This is a genomic window from Pseudomonas sp. MYb327 (assembly GCF_040438925.1).
Taxonomy (GTDB): Bacteria; Pseudomonadota; Gammaproteobacteria; order Pseudomonadales; family Pseudomonadaceae; genus Aquipseudomonas.
On record NZ_CP159258.1, the window covers coordinates 1,113,550 to 1,132,787 of the forward strand.

General features: G+C 61.0%; 20 protein-coding genes. 14 read left to right on the forward strand and 6 right to left on the reverse strand.

Annotated features, from left to right (window positions below):
• Positions 1–28: 28 nt before the first annotated feature.
• Positions 29–1,108, reverse strand: coding sequence for a patatin-like phospholipase family protein (locus ABVN21_RS04950; protein ID WP_339556865.1), 1,080 nt, complete (start codon positions 1,106–1,108; stop codon positions 29–31).
• Between the two features lie 245 nt (positions 1,109–1,353).
• On the opposite strand from ABVN21_RS04950, the gene ABVN21_RS04955 reads away from it, so the two are divergent.
• Genes ABVN21_RS04955 through ABVN21_RS04970 form a run of 4 tightly spaced genes read left to right on the forward strand, consistent with a single transcriptional unit; the run spans position 1,354 to position 3,967 of the window.
• The gene (locus ABVN21_RS04955; RefSeq protein ID WP_339556845.1) at positions 1,354–1,662 is read left to right on the forward strand and encodes a PepSY domain-containing protein; all 309 of its coding nucleotides are present in this window, start codon (positions 1,354–1,356) and stop codon (positions 1,660–1,662) included.
• Positions 1,662–1,982: a PepSY domain-containing protein gene (locus ABVN21_RS04960; protein ID WP_339556844.1), complete on the forward strand. Its 321-nt coding sequence runs from the start codon at positions 1,662–1,664 to the stop codon at positions 1,980–1,982. Before ABVN21_RS04955 ends, ABVN21_RS04960 begins: the two co-directional genes overlap by 1 nt.
• 3 nt (positions 1,983–1,985) lie before the next feature.
• Entirely contained in the window at positions 1,986–2,654 is a 669-nt protein-coding gene (locus tag ABVN21_RS04965) for a response regulator transcription factor (RefSeq protein WP_339556843.1), read from the forward strand.
• Positions 2,651–3,967 carry a sensor histidine kinase gene (locus ABVN21_RS04970; RefSeq protein ID WP_339556842.1) on the forward strand — a complete coding sequence of 439 codons (1,317 nt, stop codon included), beginning with the start codon at positions 2,651–2,653 and terminating at the stop codon, positions 3,965–3,967. Before ABVN21_RS04965 ends, ABVN21_RS04970 begins: the two co-directional genes overlap by 4 nt.
• A gap of 122 nt (positions 3,968–4,089) precedes the next feature.
• On the opposite strand, the gene ABVN21_RS04975 is transcribed toward ABVN21_RS04970, so the two are convergent.
• The gene (locus tag ABVN21_RS04975; protein WP_339556841.1) at positions 4,090–5,766 is read right to left on the reverse strand and encodes an MFS transporter; all 1,677 of its coding nucleotides are present in this window, start codon (positions 5,764–5,766) and stop codon (positions 4,090–4,092) included.
• A gap of 304 nt (positions 5,767–6,070) precedes the next feature.
• A complete protein-coding gene (locus tag ABVN21_RS04980; protein ID WP_339556840.1) occupies positions 6,071–8,218 on the reverse strand; it encodes a methyl-accepting chemotaxis protein in 2,148 nt (715 codons plus the stop codon).
• Between the two features lie 314 nt (positions 8,219–8,532).
• Between ABVN21_RS04980 and ABVN21_RS04985 the strand changes: the two genes are divergently transcribed.
• A complete protein-coding gene (locus ABVN21_RS04985) occupies positions 8,533–9,849 on the forward strand; it encodes a Na+/H+ antiporter NhaC family protein (RefSeq protein WP_339556839.1) in 1,317 nt (438 codons plus the stop codon).
• A gap of 135 nt (positions 9,850–9,984) precedes the next feature.
• A complete protein-coding gene (locus ABVN21_RS04990; RefSeq protein WP_339556872.1) occupies positions 9,985–11,667 on the forward strand; it encodes a methyl-accepting chemotaxis protein in 1,683 nt (560 codons plus the stop codon).
• 96 nt (positions 11,668–11,763) lie between these two features.
• On the opposite strand, the gene ABVN21_RS04995 is transcribed toward ABVN21_RS04990, so the two are convergent.
• Positions 11,764–12,699 (reverse strand): LysR family transcriptional regulator, encoded by a 936-nt coding sequence (locus tag ABVN21_RS04995; RefSeq protein WP_339552915.1) that lies wholly within the window; start codon positions 12,697–12,699, stop codon positions 11,764–11,766.
• 202 nt (positions 12,700–12,901) lie between these two features.
• Between ABVN21_RS04995 and ABVN21_RS05000 the strand changes: the two genes are divergently transcribed.
• The 3 genes from ABVN21_RS05000 (at position 12,902) to ABVN21_RS05010 (ending at position 14,085) form a co-directional block, all read left to right on the forward strand.
• Positions 12,902–13,396: a DMT family transporter gene (locus ABVN21_RS05000; RefSeq protein ID WP_339552916.1), complete on the forward strand. Its 495-nt coding sequence runs from the start codon at positions 12,902–12,904 to the stop codon at positions 13,394–13,396.
• Positions 13,396–13,851, forward strand: a complete 456-nt coding sequence (locus ABVN21_RS05005) for a DMT family transporter (protein WP_339552917.1) — start codon at positions 13,396–13,398, stop codon at positions 13,849–13,851. The genes ABVN21_RS05000 and ABVN21_RS05005 overlap by 1 nt, the downstream gene beginning before the upstream one ends.
• Before the next feature lie 66 nt (positions 13,852–13,917).
• Positions 13,918–14,085 (forward strand): metallothionein, encoded by a 168-nt coding sequence (locus ABVN21_RS05010; protein ID WP_339552918.1) that lies wholly within the window; start codon positions 13,918–13,920, stop codon positions 14,083–14,085.
• 22 nt (positions 14,086–14,107) lie between these two features.
• On the opposite strand, the gene ABVN21_RS05015 is transcribed toward ABVN21_RS05010, so the two are convergent.
• Together ABVN21_RS05015 and ABVN21_RS05020 are read right to left on the reverse strand one after the other, a co-directional pair.
• On the reverse strand, positions 14,108–14,386 hold the full coding sequence (locus tag ABVN21_RS05015) for a hypothetical protein (RefSeq protein WP_339552919.1): 279 nt from the start codon (positions 14,384–14,386) through the stop codon (positions 14,108–14,110).
• Positions 14,387–14,419: 33 nt separating this feature from the next.
• Entirely contained in the window at positions 14,420–14,647 is a 228-nt protein-coding gene (locus tag ABVN21_RS05020) for a DUF6555 family protein (protein WP_008152143.1), read from the reverse strand.
• A 146-nt stretch (positions 14,648–14,793) separates the two neighbouring features.
• On the opposite strand from ABVN21_RS05020, the gene ABVN21_RS05025 reads away from it, so the two are divergent.
• From ABVN21_RS05025 to mnmH, 5 genes are all read left to right on the forward strand, one after another.
• Complete coding sequence (locus tag ABVN21_RS05025) at positions 14,794–15,576, forward strand: helix-turn-helix transcriptional regulator (protein WP_339552920.1); 783 nt, start codon at positions 14,794–14,796, stop codon at positions 15,574–15,576.
• 166 nt (positions 15,577–15,742) lie between these two features.
• Positions 15,743–15,916: a DUF1427 family protein gene (locus tag ABVN21_RS05030; RefSeq protein WP_339552921.1), complete on the forward strand. Its 174-nt coding sequence runs from the start codon at positions 15,743–15,745 to the stop codon at positions 15,914–15,916.
• 30 nt (positions 15,917–15,946) lie between these two features.
• Positions 15,947–16,903, forward strand: a complete 957-nt coding sequence (locus tag ABVN21_RS05035; RefSeq protein WP_339552922.1) for a zinc-binding alcohol dehydrogenase family protein — start codon at positions 15,947–15,949, stop codon at positions 16,901–16,903.
• 120 nt (positions 16,904–17,023) lie between these two features.
• Positions 17,024–18,058 (forward strand): selenide, water dikinase SelD, encoded by a 1,035-nt coding sequence (gene selD, locus ABVN21_RS05040; protein ID WP_339552924.1) that lies wholly within the window; start codon positions 17,024–17,026, stop codon positions 18,056–18,058.
• Positions 18,058–19,155 carry a tRNA 2-selenouridine(34) synthase MnmH gene (gene mnmH / locus ABVN21_RS05045; RefSeq protein ID WP_339552925.1) on the forward strand — a complete coding sequence of 366 codons (1,098 nt, stop codon included), beginning with the start codon at positions 18,058–18,060 and terminating at the stop codon, positions 19,153–19,155. Before selD ends, mnmH begins: the two co-directional genes overlap by 1 nt.
• Positions 19,156–19,238 lie beyond the last annotated feature (83 nt).

Here is a 19,238-nt window from a genome sequence, read left to right on the forward strand (position 1 = left end):
AGGCGGCGAGTTTAACAGCTTGCCTTGACTAAAGGGTCAGCAAGCGCTCGCCGAGGCGACCGTTGGCGGCCAGTTCGAGGAACTCGTCGCCCAGCCGACGGCTTTCATCCATCGCCGCGCGCCAGTATTTCTGCCGACTCGGCGCGTCACCCATGAAACGCTTGAAGTCATTTCGGTCCGGCAATTTGCCGTAGGGCAGGCGTGACAGGTATTCCTTCGACGGCGCCAGCAGCAACACGTTCTGCAAGCGCGCCGGGCAGGCGCGGCGCCACGGCAGGGTCTTGTCGAACCAGCCGGGAATCACCCGGTCAGTGAAGTGCGGATAGAGCACGATGTCGTCGCCGCTGTAGGGCAAGTCGAGGTGATAGTCCAGCAGACCACCATCGCGGAACGTTCCCGCGCCAGCGCCCGGAAGGTCGCGCACGCCTTCCATCACCATCGGGATCGAGCCCGATGCCAGCAAAGCCTGGCGCAGGTTGCCGGCGTTCAGCGCGACGAATCGAGACGGGAAATCGTGCAGCGCATTGACCGGCGGCGCCAGGCGCGGGTCGTGGATGATCAGGCGCTCGAAGTGCCGCGACAACCGCGTCCGCCCGCGCAAGTTGTCGGCGATTACCGACGACAGCCCCAGCCCCAATCGGCCGCGATGATCGTCCGCGAGCAGGCCGTGGCTTTTGACCACCATGATGTTCAAGCGATAGTGAGCGTTGTCCAGGAGGGCGGCGTCGCGGCCGTCAAGCAAGTCATCGAGCATGCGCCGCGAACTCTGGCTGATCTGCGCCATGGTCACGCCTTTGGCGAAGTTCTGCTCGGTGTAGAGGTGACCGAGGCGGCGGATGCCCTCGGCGGCATCCGGCAGGCAGGCACTGGCGAAGCGCCAGGAACCCACCGACGCACCGATCAGCGAACGCTCCCGAGGTGCCGCCGGCAGCCATTCGCCGAACAACGCCAGGTCCAGACCCTGAATGCCCAACGCCTTCGGCCCCCCGGCCGCGCCCGGCAACGTGCCGACATCGGCGGCGCTCAAGCCGTTTTCACGGATGTGCGCGAAGGCGCGGGGGCCGGCCTTGAGGGTCAGGGAGGGGAACTTGATGTGGATGGCGGTCATACCGGTCTCGATGTTTGGCAAGCGGAGAATTATAAACAGGTGTTGCATTGCGGTGTGCTTGACCATCGCGGACCTGTAGGAGCCCGGCTTGCCGGCGATGGCGATCTGTCGGCCACGATCGCCGGCAAGCCGGGCTCCTACAGGTTTGGCATCACTCCACCCAATGATGGCCATTCAGTTTCAATTAAGTTCATATCGCTAAGGTGGCCCCCGTAGGCAACACATAAAAGAATACGGAGACACCCATGAAAACCCTGACTGCCCTGTTCACCGCGTCCCTCATCGGCCTGACCGCCAGCCTCGCCCACGCCCGCGATCTGGGCCCGGACGAAGCACTGAGGCTGCGCGACGCTGGTACCATTGTGTCTTTTGAAAAGCTCAATGCCACCGCATTGGCCAAGCATCCCGGTTCCACCGTCACCGAAACCGAGCTGGAAGAAGAGTACGGCAAGTACATCTACCAGATTGAACTGCGCGACCCGCAGGGCATCGACTGGGACCTGGAATTAGACGCGGTCAGTGGGCAGGTACTCAAGGATCATCAGGATTCGTAATGACGCTGCTTTCTGTTACACATCGGCGCGCCGCTAGCCTGGCGTTGCTGTTTCTGGCTTTTTGCTCAGTGGTCATGGCCCGCGACCTGGATCAGGATGAAGCCCTGCGCTTACGCCAACAAGGTGTGATCCTGCCGCTCGAGCAACTGTTGCAGCAGGCGCTGGACCGCTATCCGGGGGCCAAACTGCTGGAAGCCGAGCTCGAAGAGAAGCACGACGTCTACATTTATGAAGTTGAGTTGCTGACCACTGAAGGCGTGGTCCGCGAACTCGACCTCGACGCCGCCACTGGCCGTTTACTGAAAGACAAGGAAGATTGACCGATGCGTTTGCTCCTGGTGGAAGACCACGTGCCCCTGGCTGACGAACTGATGGCCGGCCTCAATCGCCAGGGGTATGCCGTGGACTGGCTGGCCGACGGTCGCGATGCGGTGTATCAGGGCAGCAGCGAACCCTACGACCTGATCATCCTCGACCTCGGCCTGCCGGGGTTGCCGGGGCTTGAGGTGTTGGCCCAGTGGCGCGCCGGCGGACTCGCGACGCCGGTGCTGATCCTCACTGCCCGCGGTTCCTGGGCCGAGCGCATCGAAGGGCTCAAGGCGGGTGCCGACGATTACCTGACCAAACCCTTTCATCCGGAAGAACTGCATCTGCGGATTCAGGCGCTGTTGCGTCGCTCCCACGGCCAGGTCAATCAGCCGACGCTCAAGTCAGCGGGTTTGCATCTGGATGAAGGGCGTCAGTGCGTGACCCGCGACGGCGCGGACATTCAGCTCACGGCGGCCGAATTCCGCTTGCTGCGTTACTTCATGCTGCACCCGGAACAGATCCTTTCGAAAAGCCATCTCGCCGAGCACCTCTATGACGGTGAAACCGAGCGCGATTCCAACGTGCTGGAAGTCCACGTCAATCACCTGCGGCGCAAGCTCGGGCGCGACGTCATTGAAACCCGTCGCGGCCAGGGTTACCTGTTCGGCGGGCAAGCCCAGTGAGGTCGATCCAACGCCGCTTGAGTCTGGGCCTGATCAGCGTGATGGTGATCGTCGGCCTTGTGCTGGCGCAAACCAGCCTGTGGTTGTTCGAAATGGGTTTGCAGCGCTACCTCCAAGCCGGGCTGCGCAATGACAGTGAGAACTTGTTGGTGGCGCTGGTGCGCGGCCCGCAGGGTTTGCAACTGGATGAACGACATTTGTCGCCGGCCTATCAGCGACCCTTTTCCGGACACTACTTCCGCATTGATTTTGCCGACAGCCATTGGCGTTCTCGTTCGCTGTGGGACCAAGAGTTGCCACGCCTCGAACAACCCGGCCTGCACAGCAACTTGCAGTTGGGCCCGGAGGGTCAGCAGTTGCTGGTGCTGCGCTCGGACTATCGCCGTTTGGGGCAGTCGATTTCCATCAGCGTGGCGCAGGATTACACCCCGGTTCGCGAAAGTTTTCAGCGCATGCAACAGGTCGGTCTCGGCCTGGGGCTGGCGGGATTGTTGCTGATTCTGCTGCTGCAAAGGATTACCGTGCGCCGCGCCTTGCGGCCACTGGAAAAGGCCCGCGAGCAGATCGCGCAGTTACAGCAGGGGCAACGCTCGCAACTTGATGATCAAGTGCCGGTGGAGCTGGAACCGCTGGTGGCGCAGATCAACCATTTGCTGGCCCACACCGAAGACAGCCTCAAGCGCTCGCGCAATGCCCTGGGCAACCTCGGCCATGCCTTGAAAACCCCGCTGGCGGTGATGTTGAGCCTGGCCTCAAGTGAGCAACTCGACGCTCATCCGCAACTGCGCAAGATCCTCAAGGAGCAACTGCAGCAGGTTCAGCAACGGCTTAATCGCGAACTCAATCGCGCGCGGTTGTCCGGTGATGTACTGCCGGGTGCGTTGTTTGATTGCGATGCCGAGCTGCCGGGTTTGCTATCGACCCTGAACATGATTCACGGCGAACACCTGGCGCTGAGTTATCGCGCCCCGGCCGGCCTGCAATTGCCGTGGGATCGCGAAGACCTGCTGGAGCTGTTGGGCAACCTGTTGGACAACGCCTGCAAATGGGCGGATGCCGAGGTGCGGTTGACTGTGTCCGAGGGCGTAGACGGGTTTGAATTGAGCGTGGAAGACGACGGGCCGGGCATTCCCCAAGACCGGCGCGATCAGGTATTCAGTCGCGGCACACGGCTGGATGAACAGACCGATGGGCACGGGTTGGGCCTGGGGATTGTGCGCGACATCGTCGAAACCTGGGGTGGGGTTTTGCGCTTGCAGGAGAGCGAGTGGGGTGGGTTGAAAGTGGTGATCGAGTTGCCCAAGCGCAGCTAAAGCCACACCACAAAAACCTGTAGGAGTGAGCTTGCTCGCGATAGCGTCGGCACGTCCTGAATCAATGTGACTGACAGACCGCCATCGCGAGCAAGCTTGCTCCTACAGAGGGGATGCCCGATTCAGGTGTGATGAATCTCCCGATCCTTGGTTTCCGGCATGAAGAAAATGCCCAGCACCGCTGTCATCACCGCGATCACGATCGGGTACCACAGCCCGTAATAAATATCCCCAGTGGCCGCGACCATGGCGAAGGCTACCGTCGGCAGGAAGCCACCGAACCAGCCGTTGCCGATGTGGTAGGGCAGTGACATCGAGGTGTAGCGGATGCGCGCCGGGAACAGTTCCACCAGCCAGGCGGCGATCGGGCCGTAGACCATGGTCACGTAGATCACCAGGATAGTCAGGAGCAGCAGCACCATCGGATAGTTGGTCTTGGCCGGGTCAGCCTTCTCGGGGTAACCGGCGTCCTTGAGCGCGGTAACGAGTGTGGCGGTGAACGCGTCGTTCTTGGCCTTGAAGTCGGCGGCGGGCATGCCGGTGCCTTCGAAACTCTGGATCACCTTGTCGCCGATGCGCACTTGCGCGACAGCGCCCGGCTCGGCCTTCTCGTTCTTGTAGGGGATGGCGCGCTTGGCCAACACGGTCTTGGCCAGGTCACAGGAACTGGTGAATTTGGCCTTGCCGACCGGGTCGAACTGGAACGAACACTGGTCGGGATTGGCGATGACCGTGACCGGGTTTTTCTCCTGGGCGATGAACACGTCGGGGTTACCGTACTGCGTCAACGCGTGGAAAATCGGGAAGTAGGTCAGCGCTGCAAGGATGCAGCCGGCCATGATGATGCCCTTGCGGCCGATGCGGTCGGACAGGCTGCCGAAGATGACGAAGAACGGCGTGCCGATCAGCAGCGAGCCGGCAATCAGCAGGTTGGCGGTCTGCGGGTCGATCTTCAGCGTCTGCAGCAGGAAGAACAGCGCATAGAACTGCCCGGTGTACCAGACCACCGCCTGGCCGGCGGTGCCGCCGAGCAGGGCCATGATCACGATCTTGAGGTTGTCCCAGCGGGCGAAGGATTCCGTCAGCGGCGCTTTCGAGGCTTTGCCTTCGGCCTTCATTTTCAGGAACACCGGCGACTCACTGAGTTGCAAGCGGATGTACACCGAGACAATCAGCAACAGGATCGACAGCAGGAACGGAATCCGCCAGCCCCAGGCTTCGAAGGCTTCAGTGCCCAGCACGGTGCGACAGGCCAGGATCACCAGCAAAGAGAGAAACAGACCAAGGGTCGCGGTGGTCTGGATCCACGAAGTGAAGTAGCCGCGCTTGCCTTTCGGTGCATGCTCGGCCACGTAGGTCGCCGCGCCACCGTACTCACCGCCTAGTGCAAGGCCTTGCAACAGGCGCAGGGTGATCAGGATGATCGGCGCCGCCACGCCAATCGTCGCGTAGCCGGGGAGGAAACCCACAATAGCCGTTGAAATACCCATGATCACAATGGTGATCAGGAAGGTGTGTTTGCGCCCGATCATGTCGCCCAGTCGCCCGAACACAATCGCCCCGAAGGGCCGAACGGCAAAACCCGCGGCAAACGCGAGCAGGGCAAAGATGAAGGATGTAGTCTCGTTGACGCCGGCGAAGAAGTGCTTGGCGATGATCGCGGCGAGCGAGCCATAGAGGTAAAAGTCGTACCACTCGAACACGGTGCCCAGGGACGAGGCAAAAATGACTTTGCGCTCTTCCTTGGTGATCCCGTGGTGAGGCGCGCTGCCTGTGGTTGTGTTGTCGATTGCCGCCATGAGTTTTCTCCGTTGTTCTTGTTTTAGGCCGGAGCACCTCTCATTTGTTGCCGTACCCGGGCCATGGGACACAGACTGACGGCCTCGCATCGCTGCAAGGTTTCATGAAGCATAATCGGCTTTGGGTAGATATCCACTCGCCATCATTCTGAGGGCGTGGGAGCAGGCGATTGTCGGTTAGACGGCGCAAGCCTGGGGGATATAAACCTTGTGGGAGCAAGCTTGCTCGCGATAGCGGTGTATCAGACACATTGTTACTGAATGTATCGCCGCTATCGCGAGCAGGCTCGCTCCCACAAAGGACTTAAACGCGGAACTGATCCATCAAACCCTGCTGATGATTGGCCAGACAATTAAGCGATTGGCTCACCCGCGCCGATTCATTGGCTTGCCCCGACAATGACTCGGTCACGTCACGAATGGTCGCGACGTTGTTGTTGATCTCCTCGGCGACCGCGCTTTGCTCTTCCGCGGCACTGGCGATTTGCAGGTTCATGTCACTGATGACGGTCACCGCCTCGCCGATCTGCCGTAGCGCCGTCACGGCTTGTCCGACTTGTTCGACGCTGCCCTGGGCCTGGCGATGGCTGTTGCCCATCGAACCGACCACATCCTGTGTGCCGCTTTGCAATTGCTCAATCACCAGGCGGGTCTCTTCAACCGATTCCTGGGTACGTCGCGCCAAGTTGCGCACTTCATCGGCCACCACGGCAAAACCGCGGCCGGCTTCACCGGCCCGGGCCGCTTCGATGGCAGCGTTGAGCGCCAACAGGTTGGTCTGCTCGGCGATGGCGCGGATTACTTCGAGCACCGAACCGATCTTCTCGCTGTTGGCCGCCAGGCCTTCGACTTGCACCATCGCCGCGCTCATGTCGGCCGCGAGGTTGTCGATGCTGGTGGTGGTGCGATCAATCACGGTTAGGCCCTGACGCGTCGCCTGATCGGCATCGCGAGCCGCCTGCGCAGCTTGTGCAGCGCTGCGGGCGACGTCCTGGGCGGTGGCACTCATTTCGTGGGAGGCGGTCGCCACCTGATCCACCTGGCGGTATTGCTGCTCCATGCCGGCGCTGGTCTGGGTGGCGATCGCTGAAGATTGGTCGGCGGTGCTGCGGGCGTCCTGCACCGAGCGTTTCACTTCGGCGATGATCGGTTGCAGCTTGTCGAGGAAACGGTTGAACCACCCGGCCAACTGGCCCAGTTCATCCTGTTTGTCGTAGGCCAGGCGTCGCGTCAGGTCACCTTCGCCGCTGGCGATGTCTTCGAGCATGTGCGCCACGCCGAGGATCGGCTTGGTCACGCTGCGCGCCATCAGCCACACCAGCAGCAGACCGATCAATGCGGCCAGCACGCCGAGGCCGAGTTCGGTCAGCGTGCCGGCGTTGTTGCTTTCATCCAGTTGCTTTTTCAGTGCTTCGGCAGGGCCGATCAGGACTTTTTCCGGCACGTCGAGCAACACGCCCCAGGATTTGCCGCCGGGAATCGGCTGGAACGGCGACAGCACTTTCAGCTGCTGATGGCTGTGCAGGCTGCTGGTTTTGCTGCTGCCGGCGAGCATGCGCATCAGCTCGGCACCGGTGGTTGGGTCCACCGCTTCCAGACGCTGGCTGAGCTTGCTGGCGTCCGGGCTGTAACCGGCGAGCAGGCCGGCCGGGCTGACGATGCTGACGCTGGTCTGGCCGTCATAAAGCTTTTTGCTCGCGGCCTGGCTGACCGTTTGCAGGCTGTTGAGGTTGATGTCCACCGACAGCGAAGCGATGACTTTACCGTTGACCATCAGCGGGAAAACGATGCTGGTCATCAGCACATTCTGGCCGTCGATCATATAGAAGTAGGGTTCGATCACGCACGGCTTGAGGCTGGTGCGCGGGCAGGTGAACCAGGCGTTGGCCGGTTCGCCGCTGGGGCCGGTACTGGTGTCGGCCATGTCGCTTTCGGGCAGCGCCATCGAGGTCACCTTGCCCGGTGTCGGTTGCGACCAGTACAGGGCGAATCGGCCCTTGTCGTTACTGCCCAATTCCGCCTGACCGGCGAACAGCTCATCCTTGCCGTCCAGCCCGTTGGGTTCGAACACCAGCGACAGGCCGAGCAGTTCCGGGTTGGCTTGCAGGGCCGACTTGACCTGGCGAGTCAGGTCTTCACGCAGGTCGAAGGCATCGAGAAAACGCTTCTCTGCCTGATCACGCAGAAACAGCACCTGACGGGAAAAACCATGGCCATATTGATAGGCGTCCATGAACTGCTGGCGAATGCCCAGCGCCTGATTTTCACCCTGGGATTCGATCCGCGCCTGGGCCGCTTCCGTCAGCATCTCCATGCTCGAGGCTTTCACCAGCGCGGAGCTGTGCTCCATGCGATACAGCGAAAGACCCACCAGCAGGGTCACGATGCCCGCCAGGCACAGCCCGGCCAGCAGGGTGATTTTCCATTGAATGGAAAGTTGTCTGAGCGACATGGAGACGTCCTTTATTCGATAAATATCTGAGACTTTGCACTGTAACGGCCGGGGTTTGGCTTTCTTTACGCCGCCCTGGAAATATCGAATCACCTGTAGGCGCTGGCTTGCCAGCGATAGCGATCTCAATAATACCGCCATGTTCCATGGCCTCATCGCCAGCAAGCCGGCTCCTGCAAAGGATGCGTCCGGCTTTGACAAGGCGGCATCGGTCCGGCACAGTGCGCGCCCTCTAATAAAACCCATATTTCAATCTGCTGGCCGCTCATGCGAACTGCCGGCCGGACTCTTTCCGTTTGTCTCGAGGTAATGAAATGAATGCAGTCATCGCCGCGGTGGGCGTCATGCTGATTCTCAGCCTGTCCCGCGTGCATGTGGTCATCGCGCTCATCGTGGGTGCGCTGGTGGGTGGCTTGACCGGTGGCCTGGGCATCGACGCGACGCTCAAGGCTTTCAACAGCGGGCTCGGCGGCGGGGCGACGGTGGCGTTGTCCTACGCGTTGCTCGGCGCTTTCGCGGTGGCGATTGCCAAGTCCGGCCTGGCCCATGCACTGGCGGACAAGGCGCTGGCCATGGTCGATCGTCAGCACGCGACCGGTGGCGGTCAGGTCAAGTGGTTGCTGATCGGCCTGTTGTGGGTGGTGGCCATCGCCTCGCAGAACATCCTGCCGATTCACATCGCGTTTATCCCGTTGCTGGTGCCGCCACTTTTATATGTGCTGACCAAGTTGCAGCTGGACCGTCGGTTGATCGCCTGCGTTATCACCTTCGGTTTGATCACCCCGTACATGTTCCTGCCCGTGGGTTTCGGCAATATCTTCCTCAATGAAATCCTGCTGGCCAACGTCGCCCGCAGCGGTGTGGATATCAGCGGCATCAACGTCACCCATGCCATGGGCATTCCGGCGTTGGGCATGCTGGTCGGGCTTGGGGTGGCGTTTATCAGTTACCGCAAGAAGCGCGTTTACGACCTGGCAAAGATCGAGCAAGTCGAACAGGTCGCGGTGCAATACAACCCGCTGAGCCTGATGGTCGCCGGTTTGGCGATTGCCGCGGCGTTCGTCGTGCAGTTGCTGCTGGACTCGATGATTATCGGCGCGCTGGTGGGCTTTCTGATTTTCTCGGTGTCGGGCATCGTCAAATGGCGTGACACCGATGACCTGTTCACCGAAGGCATGAAGATGATGGCAATGATCGGCTTCATCATGATCGCCGCGTCCGGGTTTGGCGAAGTGATCAAGGCCACCGGCGAAGTGCAAACCCTGGTTGAAGCGTCGGCCGCGTGGATCGGCCACAGTAAGGCGATTGGCGCTTTGCTGATGCTGCTGGTCGGTCTGCTGGTGACCATGGGTATCGGTTCGTCGTTTTCCACCGTGCCGATCCTGGCGGTGATTTTCGTGCCGTTGTGCGTGCAACTGGGTTTCAGCCCGATTGCCATCGTGAGCATCGTTGGCACCGCCGGCGCGCTGGGTGACGCCGGCTCCCCGGCCTCGGACTCGACCCTCGGCCCGACCTCCGGCTTGAACATCGACGGCCAGCATCACCACATCTGGGACACCGTGGTCCCGACGTTCCTGCATTACAACCTGCCGTTGCTGGCGTTCGGCTGGATTGCTGCGATGGTGCTGTGATTTACCTGCAGGAGCCGGCTTGCTGGCGATGGCGATTTCAACGGCGCCATCGCCAGCAAGCCGGCTCCTACAGTTTTGGTTTTTGTTGCCGTTAAAGCTTTTAACCACGCCAACAAAATCAAAAGAGTGAACGTCATGCGCATGAGCCTTAAGGCCAAAGTCCTGTCCCTTGCCGTCCTCCCGGTGTTGCTCTTCTCGCTGGTCATCAGCCTGACCACGTTGTTCATCCTGCAGGAACAGGCGCGCAAGGAAGTCGAGGAAACCCGCCAGCGCCTGCTCAGCGACGCCAAGGCTACACTGCAAAGTTACGTCGCAGTGGCCATGACCACGATCAAACCGTTGTACGACGCCGCCGCTCAAGGCGATGACGCGGCGCGGGCCCAGGCGATCAAGTTGCTGTCGAATATCACCTACGGCAAGGACGGCTATTTCTTCGGCTACGACTCCAACACCGTGCGCCTGTTCAAGGCAAAAGACCCGGAAGGCGTGGGCAAAAGCTTCAAGGACAATCGCGATCCGAACGGGGTTTACGTCAATCGCGATCTGGTTAAAGTCGCCCAGGACGGCACGCACTACCTGCAATACAGCTCGCCGCTGCCGGGTAACACCCAGGTGCTGGTGCCCAAGCTCGGTTACACCGAATTCCTGCCGAAGTGGGACATGGCGGTGGGTACCTCGGTCAACCTCGACGGCATCGAAGCACAAGTCGCCGTAGTCGAGGCCAAGGTCCAGGAACGCATGCAAGGCGTGGTGCTAAGCATTGTCGGGGTGGCGTTGGTGGTGCTGCTGGTGATCGCGGCAGCCGGGATGTTGTTGGCCAACACCATTTTGCGTCCGCTGAACCAGATGAAAGCCAACCTCGACGACATCGCGGCGGGCGAGGGCGACCTGACCCGGCGTCTGACCATCACCAGCCAGGATGAGCTGGGTGCACTGGCCGGTTCGTTCAACCGCTTTGTCGACAAGATTCACGGCCTGGTGCGCCAGATCACCGAAATGACCTCGCAACTGACCGGGCTGGTGAATCAGGTTTCCGAGCAGGCCAATCGCTCGGATCAGGCGATGGAGCGTCAGCGTCACGAGACGGACCAGGTCGCCACCGCGATCAATGAGATGTCGGCCGCCGCCCAGGAAGTGGCCAAGAGCGCGCAAAACGCCGCGGTTGCCGCCCAGCAGACCGACGAAGAAGGCCAGGCTGCCAAGCGTGTGGTGGCCGGCAGTATCGTGAAAATTCATGCGTTGGTGGATGACATTCGCAGCAGCGGTGTGTCCCTCGACAGCTTGCAAAAAGACGTGTCGTCGATTGTCAGCGTGCTGGGAGTGATCCGCTCGATCGCCGAACAGACCAACCTGCTGGCACTCAACGCGGCGATCGAAGCGGCTCGTGCCGGTGAGGCCGGGCGCGGTTTTGCGGTGGTGGCCGATGAGGTGCGGGCGTTGGCCAGCCGCACGCAAATCAGCACCCAGGAAATCCAGGGCATGATCGACCGCTTGCAGGCCGGCACCCAGTCCGCCGTTGACGCCATGCGCCGCTCCAGCGAAGCGGGCGATGGCACGTCGGCCCAGGCAAATGAAGCGGGTGCATCGCTCGACACCATGGCTCAGTTGATTGCCACCATCAATTCGATGAACGCGCAGATCGCCAGCGCCGCTGAGGAGCAGACCGCCGTCGCGGAAGAGATCAACCGCAGCGTGCATCAGATTGCCGTGGCGGTGGACAGCGTTGCCGATGAAACCCAACAGGGTGCGCAAACGTCTCGCAGCTTGGCGGACCTCGGTCAACGCCTGGGTAGCCTGGTCGGGCAGTTCCGTATCTGACTGACGAACACTTCGCTGTAGGAGCCGGCTTGCTGGCGATGGCGCCCGCAAGAACGCTATCGCCAGCAAGCCGGCTCCTACAGGTCGGGATGTCAGTTACGGTCTATCCCAATACGGCACCTCGCCAAAACACTCGACAAAGAAATCAATCACCGTCCGCACCTTCACCGACAAACGCCTGCTCCCCGGCCAGAGCACGGCGATCTGCTGCGGCTCAAGGCTGTTGGACACCTGATAGTCCCGCAGCACCGGCACCAACGTGCCGTTGCGCACCGCTTCACCAATCAACCACGATGGAAACATCACCAGCCCCAGACCTTGTTCGGCGGCCTGGGTCAATGTGTCGGCGTGATTGCCGGTGATCGGCCCCCTCACCGAGTAAGGCGTCCAGTCCTGCTGACCGTTGCGGAAAAACCAGCGCTGCTGACCGGTCACGCCCTTATAGGCCAGGCATTGGTGGGCAGCGAGATCGGCAGGATGTTGCGGCGCGCCGTGACGTTGCAGATACGCCGGGCTCGCCGCCACTTGAAAGCGATGGGGCGCCAGAATCCGCGCCTGCATGCTTGAGTCGTGCAGCGGACCGATGCGAAACAACAGGTCGGCGCCTTCCTGCAACGGGTCGACGTAATGGTCGGTCTGCTGGATATCCAGTTGCAGTCTAGGGTAGCGCTCGCACAATTGCCCCAGCCACGGCGTCAAGTGCCGTTGGCCAAACACCACTGGCGCGTTGATGCGCACCAGTCCGGTGGGCTCGCTTTGTTGTTCCTGCAAGGCTTGTTCGGCCTCTTCCAGTTGCACCAGCATCAGCCGCGCATGATGACCGAGCATGCGCCCGGCTTCAGTGGGCGTTACGGCGCGAGTGTGGCGGTAGAGCAATTGCTGGCTCAGGGCCTGTTCCATCAACTGGATCTGCCGGGAAATCGAAGAGGGCGCCAGGCCTTCGCGGCGGGCAACTTCGGAGAAGCTTCCATGGTCGAGTACCGCGACGAATTGCCGAAGCGCCTTGAACCCCAGTTCGTTGAGACCGTGCATGAGAAGTCCTGCTGTGCGATTTACGCAAAAGTGTTGTCAGGATGCTCCCATTTATCGCACAGCAACACCAATCGATAATGCCCGCCTGCGACGCAACCCTGTAGGGACGGGCTTGCCAGCGATGGCGATCTCACAAACGCTATCGCCGGCAAGCCGGGCTCCTACAGGTTGAGCGTTTAGATCAATGACTCAGGGGCTCTCCATGCAAACTTCTTCAATCAATTCCGCGGACGTTGCCGCAACGCCTGCAACCAGACCGGGGCTGCGGCTGCTGCTGTTGCCGCTAGTGATCCTGGCCGGCATGGGTCTTTCCGTAGAGGCCGGGCTGCTTGGGCCGCTGAGCGTGCAGGTCGGGCACCTATGGGCGACCTTGAGCATCTTCGGCGTTGGCTCGGCGATACTGTTTTTGCTGCTGTTGTTCAGCGGCCCGCAACAGGGCCCGGCCCTGAGCGAACTGCCGCGCTGGCAATTGATCGGCGGATTTCTCGGGCCGATCTACGTGGTGGTCCTGACGCTGGCCACGCCGCATATCGGGATTGCCATGACCATGATCGCGATCCTGTCCGGGCAGGTGGGCAAGAGTGTGTTGATCGACCACTTCGGCTGGTTCGGCGCCACCCGCAAAAAGGTCAACGGTGAGCGTTGGCTGGCCTTGTTGCTGATCGTGGCGGCACTTGTCTTGATTGCGCGGGGTTGATGATGAATCTGATTATTTTGTTGGCGGTAGTCGTAGCTGCCGGCGCGGTGTTGAGTGTGCAAGCCGCGATCAATGGCCGGCTCGGCGAAACCGTCGGTGTGTTGCGCAGCAGTTTGCTGACGTTCGTGGTGGGAGCGGTGGTGACCGGGTTGCTGATTGTGTTTTTCGAACCGGCCCACGCGATGAGTTTGCTGGACGTGCCGAAATGGCAGCTCAGCGGCGCCTTGTTCGGTGTCGTCTACATGATGGTGATGGTGGGCGCGGTGCCGCGAGTGGGAACGGCGGTGGCGACGGTGGCCGTGATCGTCGGGCAGTTGGGCATGGGCATGCTGATCGATAATTTTGGTTGGCTGGGCAATCCGGCGATCGAATTATCCGGCAGCCGGATCTTGGCAATGGTGTGCCTGGCGTTGGCGCTGGTGTTCATGTACCGCAGCAGCACCCGCCAGGCTTAACTCCTACACTGTTACGACGGGCTGCATTTGCAAGACCCGGACGACCACACCCATGGAGTCAGGCTCATGATCGACAGTGAAAGTATCTGCGACTGCCCCAAATGCTCATGCAAACTGGGCGAACATCCGATTGCACGCCACGGTAAGCACTATTGCTGCGAAGCCTGCGCCAAGCACCACGAGCAAGGCGAGGAGTGTGTCCACAAAGGCTGCAAGTGCGCCCACGGGAAATAGTCGTTCACGATGAAAGTGGAGCCTAGTCGGGCTCCACTTCCAGTTTCAGACTGTCATCGTCCAACCGTTCAGTGTGACGAACGGTTCCCGCGAGTGTGCGTCCTTCGACTCGCTGAACCACGGTTTTCGCCTGCTCCAGGTCTTCCGGCAACGGTGCCGGAATGCGCACCGCAAAACGGCTGAGGTCGTGCTCGACCTGTTCCAGGCCGACCCGGCATTCAGTGCTCTTGACGATGCGGCCGAACAGCGTATCCAGTCCGTAGTCCAGATGCGCCGGGCTGCTGATGAGTGTCGATGTCATGCTGCTTTCCCCAATGCTGATCCTCAACAGAGGTTAGTTCGCTGGCCGCCACTTGACGTTCTCCACGCCGAACTTCTCTGCCATCGGCTTGCTGGTCTTCTGCACCTTTTCCCGGCCAAAGCGCGGAATCCGGCCCACCCCGGCATCGCAGCTCGCCCAATGCCAGGCTTCTGCGTTGTCCATTTTATCCAGACGGATAATGAACGATTTGGGGGCGCCATGAAGGGTGTATTCAATGACGAAGAGTTTTGCGTTGTTCATATAGCCCGTAATCCTCCCTGTGGTACATAAACGGATCGCGGCCCACACGGAAAATTCAGTCGGATTGTCAGACGGTGGCAGAAGCTGGCGACAAGTCGGGCGCGTGGTTACCATGGGGCGATCCCAAACCCCAATGATTGCTGCCCATGGCCCTTGCCGCACCGCCTGATCTGACTGATACCGATGTGCCCGTGCAACCGCTGGCACGCACCTATCCGCGCGGTTTTTTCATCGAGCCCCATGAGCATGTCTGGGGGCAGTTGCTGTACGCAATGAGCGGAGTGATGTGGGTCGAGACGCCCCATGAAGCGCTGGTGGTGCCGCCGCAACGGGCGGTGTGGTTGCCGCCGGGCGTGCCCCACGGGATTCGGGTGGTGTCGGACCTGCAAATGCGCAATATCTATCTGCGACCGTCCTTGGCCGCAACCCTCGATGACCGTGTGCAGGTAATCGAAGTCGGCGGATTGCTGCGTGAGTTGATTGTCGGCCTGGTGGAGCAGGGCGACGACGGTGCTCCGGAGTATTACGAAGCGCTGGTAGGGCTGGCGTTGCTGGAGCTCAAACGGGCCAAGCGCTCGCTGCTGAAAATCCCGCTGCCGGATGATTCCGACCGGCGTTTGATGAACCTGTGCCAAGCGGTGATGGCCGCACCATCGCTGGACATTCCCTTCGAGCAACACGCCGAAAACGCCGGTGCCAGCGTCCGTACACTGGCTCGGTTGTTCAAGGACGGCTTGGGCATGGGCTTCGCTGAATGGCGGCGACAGGTGCAACTGGCGACGGCGGTGGCTGAGTTGATTCAGGGGGTGCCCGTCAGCGCGATCGCCCGGGAGTTGGGCTATTCGCCGAGCAGTTTCAGCGACATGTTCCGCCGTGAGCTGGGTGTCGCGCCTTCGCAATTTTCCCTGGCGCAACCCGAACCCCTGTAAACGCCCGGCTAGCCGGTGAAGACGATTTCAAGGACGCCATCGCCGGCAAGCCGGGCTCCTACAGGGCATCCCCCCTTCATTGGCCGAAATTCAGAAGCGCTTGGCCGATACACCCGGTCACCTCTCCCTAGACTGGCGGCATCCTCAATTGCCCACGGAGTCTGCCATGAGCTACGTCATTTCACTGGTTATCGGTCTGAGTGTCGGCCTGCTTTACGGCGCCCTGGATTTTCGTTCCCCCGCGCCACCGGCCATCGCGCTGATCGGTCTGCTTGGCATGCTCGCCGGGGAAAAAATCTGGCCGATGGGCCGGCAACTGGTGGCCGGCTGGATCTCCTGAAACCCTTTCGCTCATTCGATGGAAACGCACATGAAAGCATTGCAGTTCGACAAAACTGGCGACCTCTCCGCCCTGCGCTACGTGGAAGTCCCGACCCCCGTTGTCGGCGCTGATGAAGTGCTGGTCGAGATCAAGGCTGCCGGTCTCAACCCCAGCGACGTGAAAAACGTCCTGGGACGTTTTCCCTACACCACCTTGCCGCGGATTCCCGGTCGCGATTTCGCCGGTATCGTGGTCGAAGGCCCGCAGGCGCTGATCGGGCAGCAGGTCTGGGGTACCGGTCGGGAGCTGGGTTTCTTCGCCGATGGCTCCCATGCGCAATTCGTCAAGCTGCCGGCCAATGGCGTCGCTCTCAAACCCACCCATTTGAGTTTCGCTCAAGCCGCGAGTCTCGGCGTGCCCTACACCACGGCGTGGGATGCGTTGGAGCGCAGCCTGGTGACCGCCGAAACCCGTTTGCTGGTGATCGGTGGCGGCGCGGTCGGCAGTGCCGCGCTGGCATTGGCCAAGGTACGCGGTGCCCAGGTACTGGCGGCTGCGCGGCGCCCGGAACAGGTCAAGGATCTGCAGGCCCAGGGTTATCAAACACTGCAACTGGACAAACCCGAAGATCTGGGCGCGCAGGTGAATGCCGTGTTCACCGGTGGCGCTGACGTGATTTTCGACACCACCGGTTTCTGGCTGCCGGCGTCCGTCGCCGCTCTGGCCACCTTTGGTCGCATCGCCATTATCGCCGCGCCGGTGGACGGCATGGTGCAGTTGCCGGCCCTGGCGTTGTATCGCAAGGGCGGTTCGGTGGTGGGGATCAACTCGTTGCTCTACGGCGTGCAGGCCTGCGCGGCGATGCTCGATAAGTTCGGGCAGTTCTTTGATCAGGACTTGTTGCCTTTGCCCCAAGGCTTGTTCGAGTCACCACTGGCCGAAGGGCTGGCGCGTTATGCCGAGGTCAATCAAGGCAGTGGCGATAAAGTAATCCTGTTGCCATAACTGACTCCTGTAGGAGCTGCCGCAGGCTGCAATCTTTTGATCCTGAAAAAATCAACATCAAAAGATCGCAGCCTGCTGCAGCTCCTACACTTAACGGCACTTATTCTTCGAGGTGCCCCCATGAGCGAGCCGATCCGTCTGACCCAGTACAGCCACGGTGCTGGTTGCGGTTGCAAGATTTCCCCCCAGGTACTGGAAGTGATTCTGGCCGGCAGCGGGGCGCAGAACCTGGACCCCAAACTGTGGGTCGGCAATGCCTCGCGCGATGACGCGGCGGTGTATGCCATCGACGAAGAGCGCGGCGTGGTCTCGACCACCGACTTTTTCATGCCGATCGTCGACGATCCGTTTGATTTCGGCCGCATCGCCGCCACCAACGCCATCAGTGATATCTACGCCATGGGTGGCGATCCGTTGATGGCGATCGCGATCCTCGGTTGGCCAGTGAATGTGCTGGCGCCGGAAATTGCCCGTGAGGTGATTCGCGGCGGCCGTGCGGTGTGTGACGAGGCGGGCATTCCTTTAGCTGGCGGGCATTCCATCGACGCACCGGAGCCGATTTTCGGCCTCGCCGTCACCGGGCTGGTGCAAAAGCGTCACATGAAGCGCAACGACACCGCCACCGCCGGTTGCCTGCTGTACCTGACCAAACCCTTGGGCATCGGCATCCTCACCACCGCCGAGAAGAAGGGCAAGTTGCGCAATGCCGACATCGGCCTGGCACGCGACTGGATGTGCACCCTGAACAAACCCGGCAGCCGTTTCGGCAAACTCGACGGCGTGACGGCGATGACCGACGTCACCGGTTTCGGTCTGCTCGGGCATCTGGTGGAAATGGCTGACGGCAGCCACCTCACCGCACGAGTCGAATACGACCGCGTGCCGCGTCTGCCGGGCGTCGAGTATTACCTCGAACAGGGCTGCATTCCCGGCGGGACCTTGCGCAACTTCGACAGCTACGCCAGCAAACTCGGGCGCCTGCAGGAGTTGCACAAGCGCGTGCTGTGCGATCCTCAGACCAGCGGCGGCCTGCTGGTTGCCGTGACGCCGGAGGGCAATGATGCGTTTCTGACGGTGGCCGCCGAACTGAGCTTGAGCCTGGCGCCCATCGGTGAACTGGTCGAGCGACAGGGCAACGCGGTCGAGGTGTCTTGATGTCTGACGACTGCGCCGATTACCGCGACATCTTCCTCAACGAGCGGCCGATGATGGATGCCCGCGCGCCGGTCGAGTTTTCCAAGGGATCGTTCCCAGGTGTGATCAACCTGCCGCTGATGAACGATCACGAACGGCAGCGGGTCGGCACTTGCTACAAACAGCACGGTCAGCAAGCGGCCATCGAGCTGGGTCATCAATTGGTCTGCGGCGAGATCAAGGCCCATCGCATCCAGGCCTGGGCAGACTTCGCCCGGGCGCATCCCGATGGGTTTATCTATTGTTTTCGCGGCGGCTTGCGCTCGCAGATTGTCCAGCAATGGCTCAAGACCGAGGCGGGCATCGACTATCCACGGGTCGCTGGCGGTTACAAGGCCATGCGTACCTTTCTACTGGAGACCGTCGATCAAGCCGTCGGCCAATGTGATTTCGTCTTGCTGGGCGGCATGACCGGCACCGGTAAAACCGAAGTGCTAACGCAGTTGAGCAATGGGCTGGACCTTGAAGGTCATGCCAATCATCGCGGCTCCAGTTTCGGCAAACGCGCCACCGGCCAACCGTCCAACATCGACTTTGAAAACCGCCTGGCGGTGGACCTGCTGAAGAAGCGTGCTCGCGGAATCGACCAGTTCGTGCTGGAAGACGAGAGCCGCGCAATTGGCAGTTGTGCGCTGCCACTGCCGCTGTATCAGGGCATGCAGCAATTTCCGATGGTCTGGCTCGAAGACAGCCTGCAAGGGCGGGTCGAGCGGATCCTGCATGATTATGTGGTGGACTTGTGTGCCGAGTTCATCGCCGTGCATGGCGACGAAGGTTTTGTGCTGTTTTCCGAGCGTCTGCTGGCGAGCCTGGACAATGTGCAGAAACGCCTGGGCGGTGAGCGTCATCGACGGATGCTGGTGCTGATGGAAGACGCGTTGGCGGAGCAGGGACACAGCGGCGCAGTGGATTTGCACCGGGGCTGGATCGAAGGGTTGCTGACGGAATATTACGATCCGATGTATGCCTTTCAACGGGAGAAAAAAGGCGCACGGATCGAGTTTTCCGGGGAGCGGGAGGCGGTATTGGAGTATTTGCGAGAGCGGAGCAGTCAGTGAAATTGAGGGTGGTTTTGCTGGCCCATCGCGAGCAGGCTCACTCCTGCATTTGAAATCATTCAGTGTGGGAGCGAGCCTGCTCG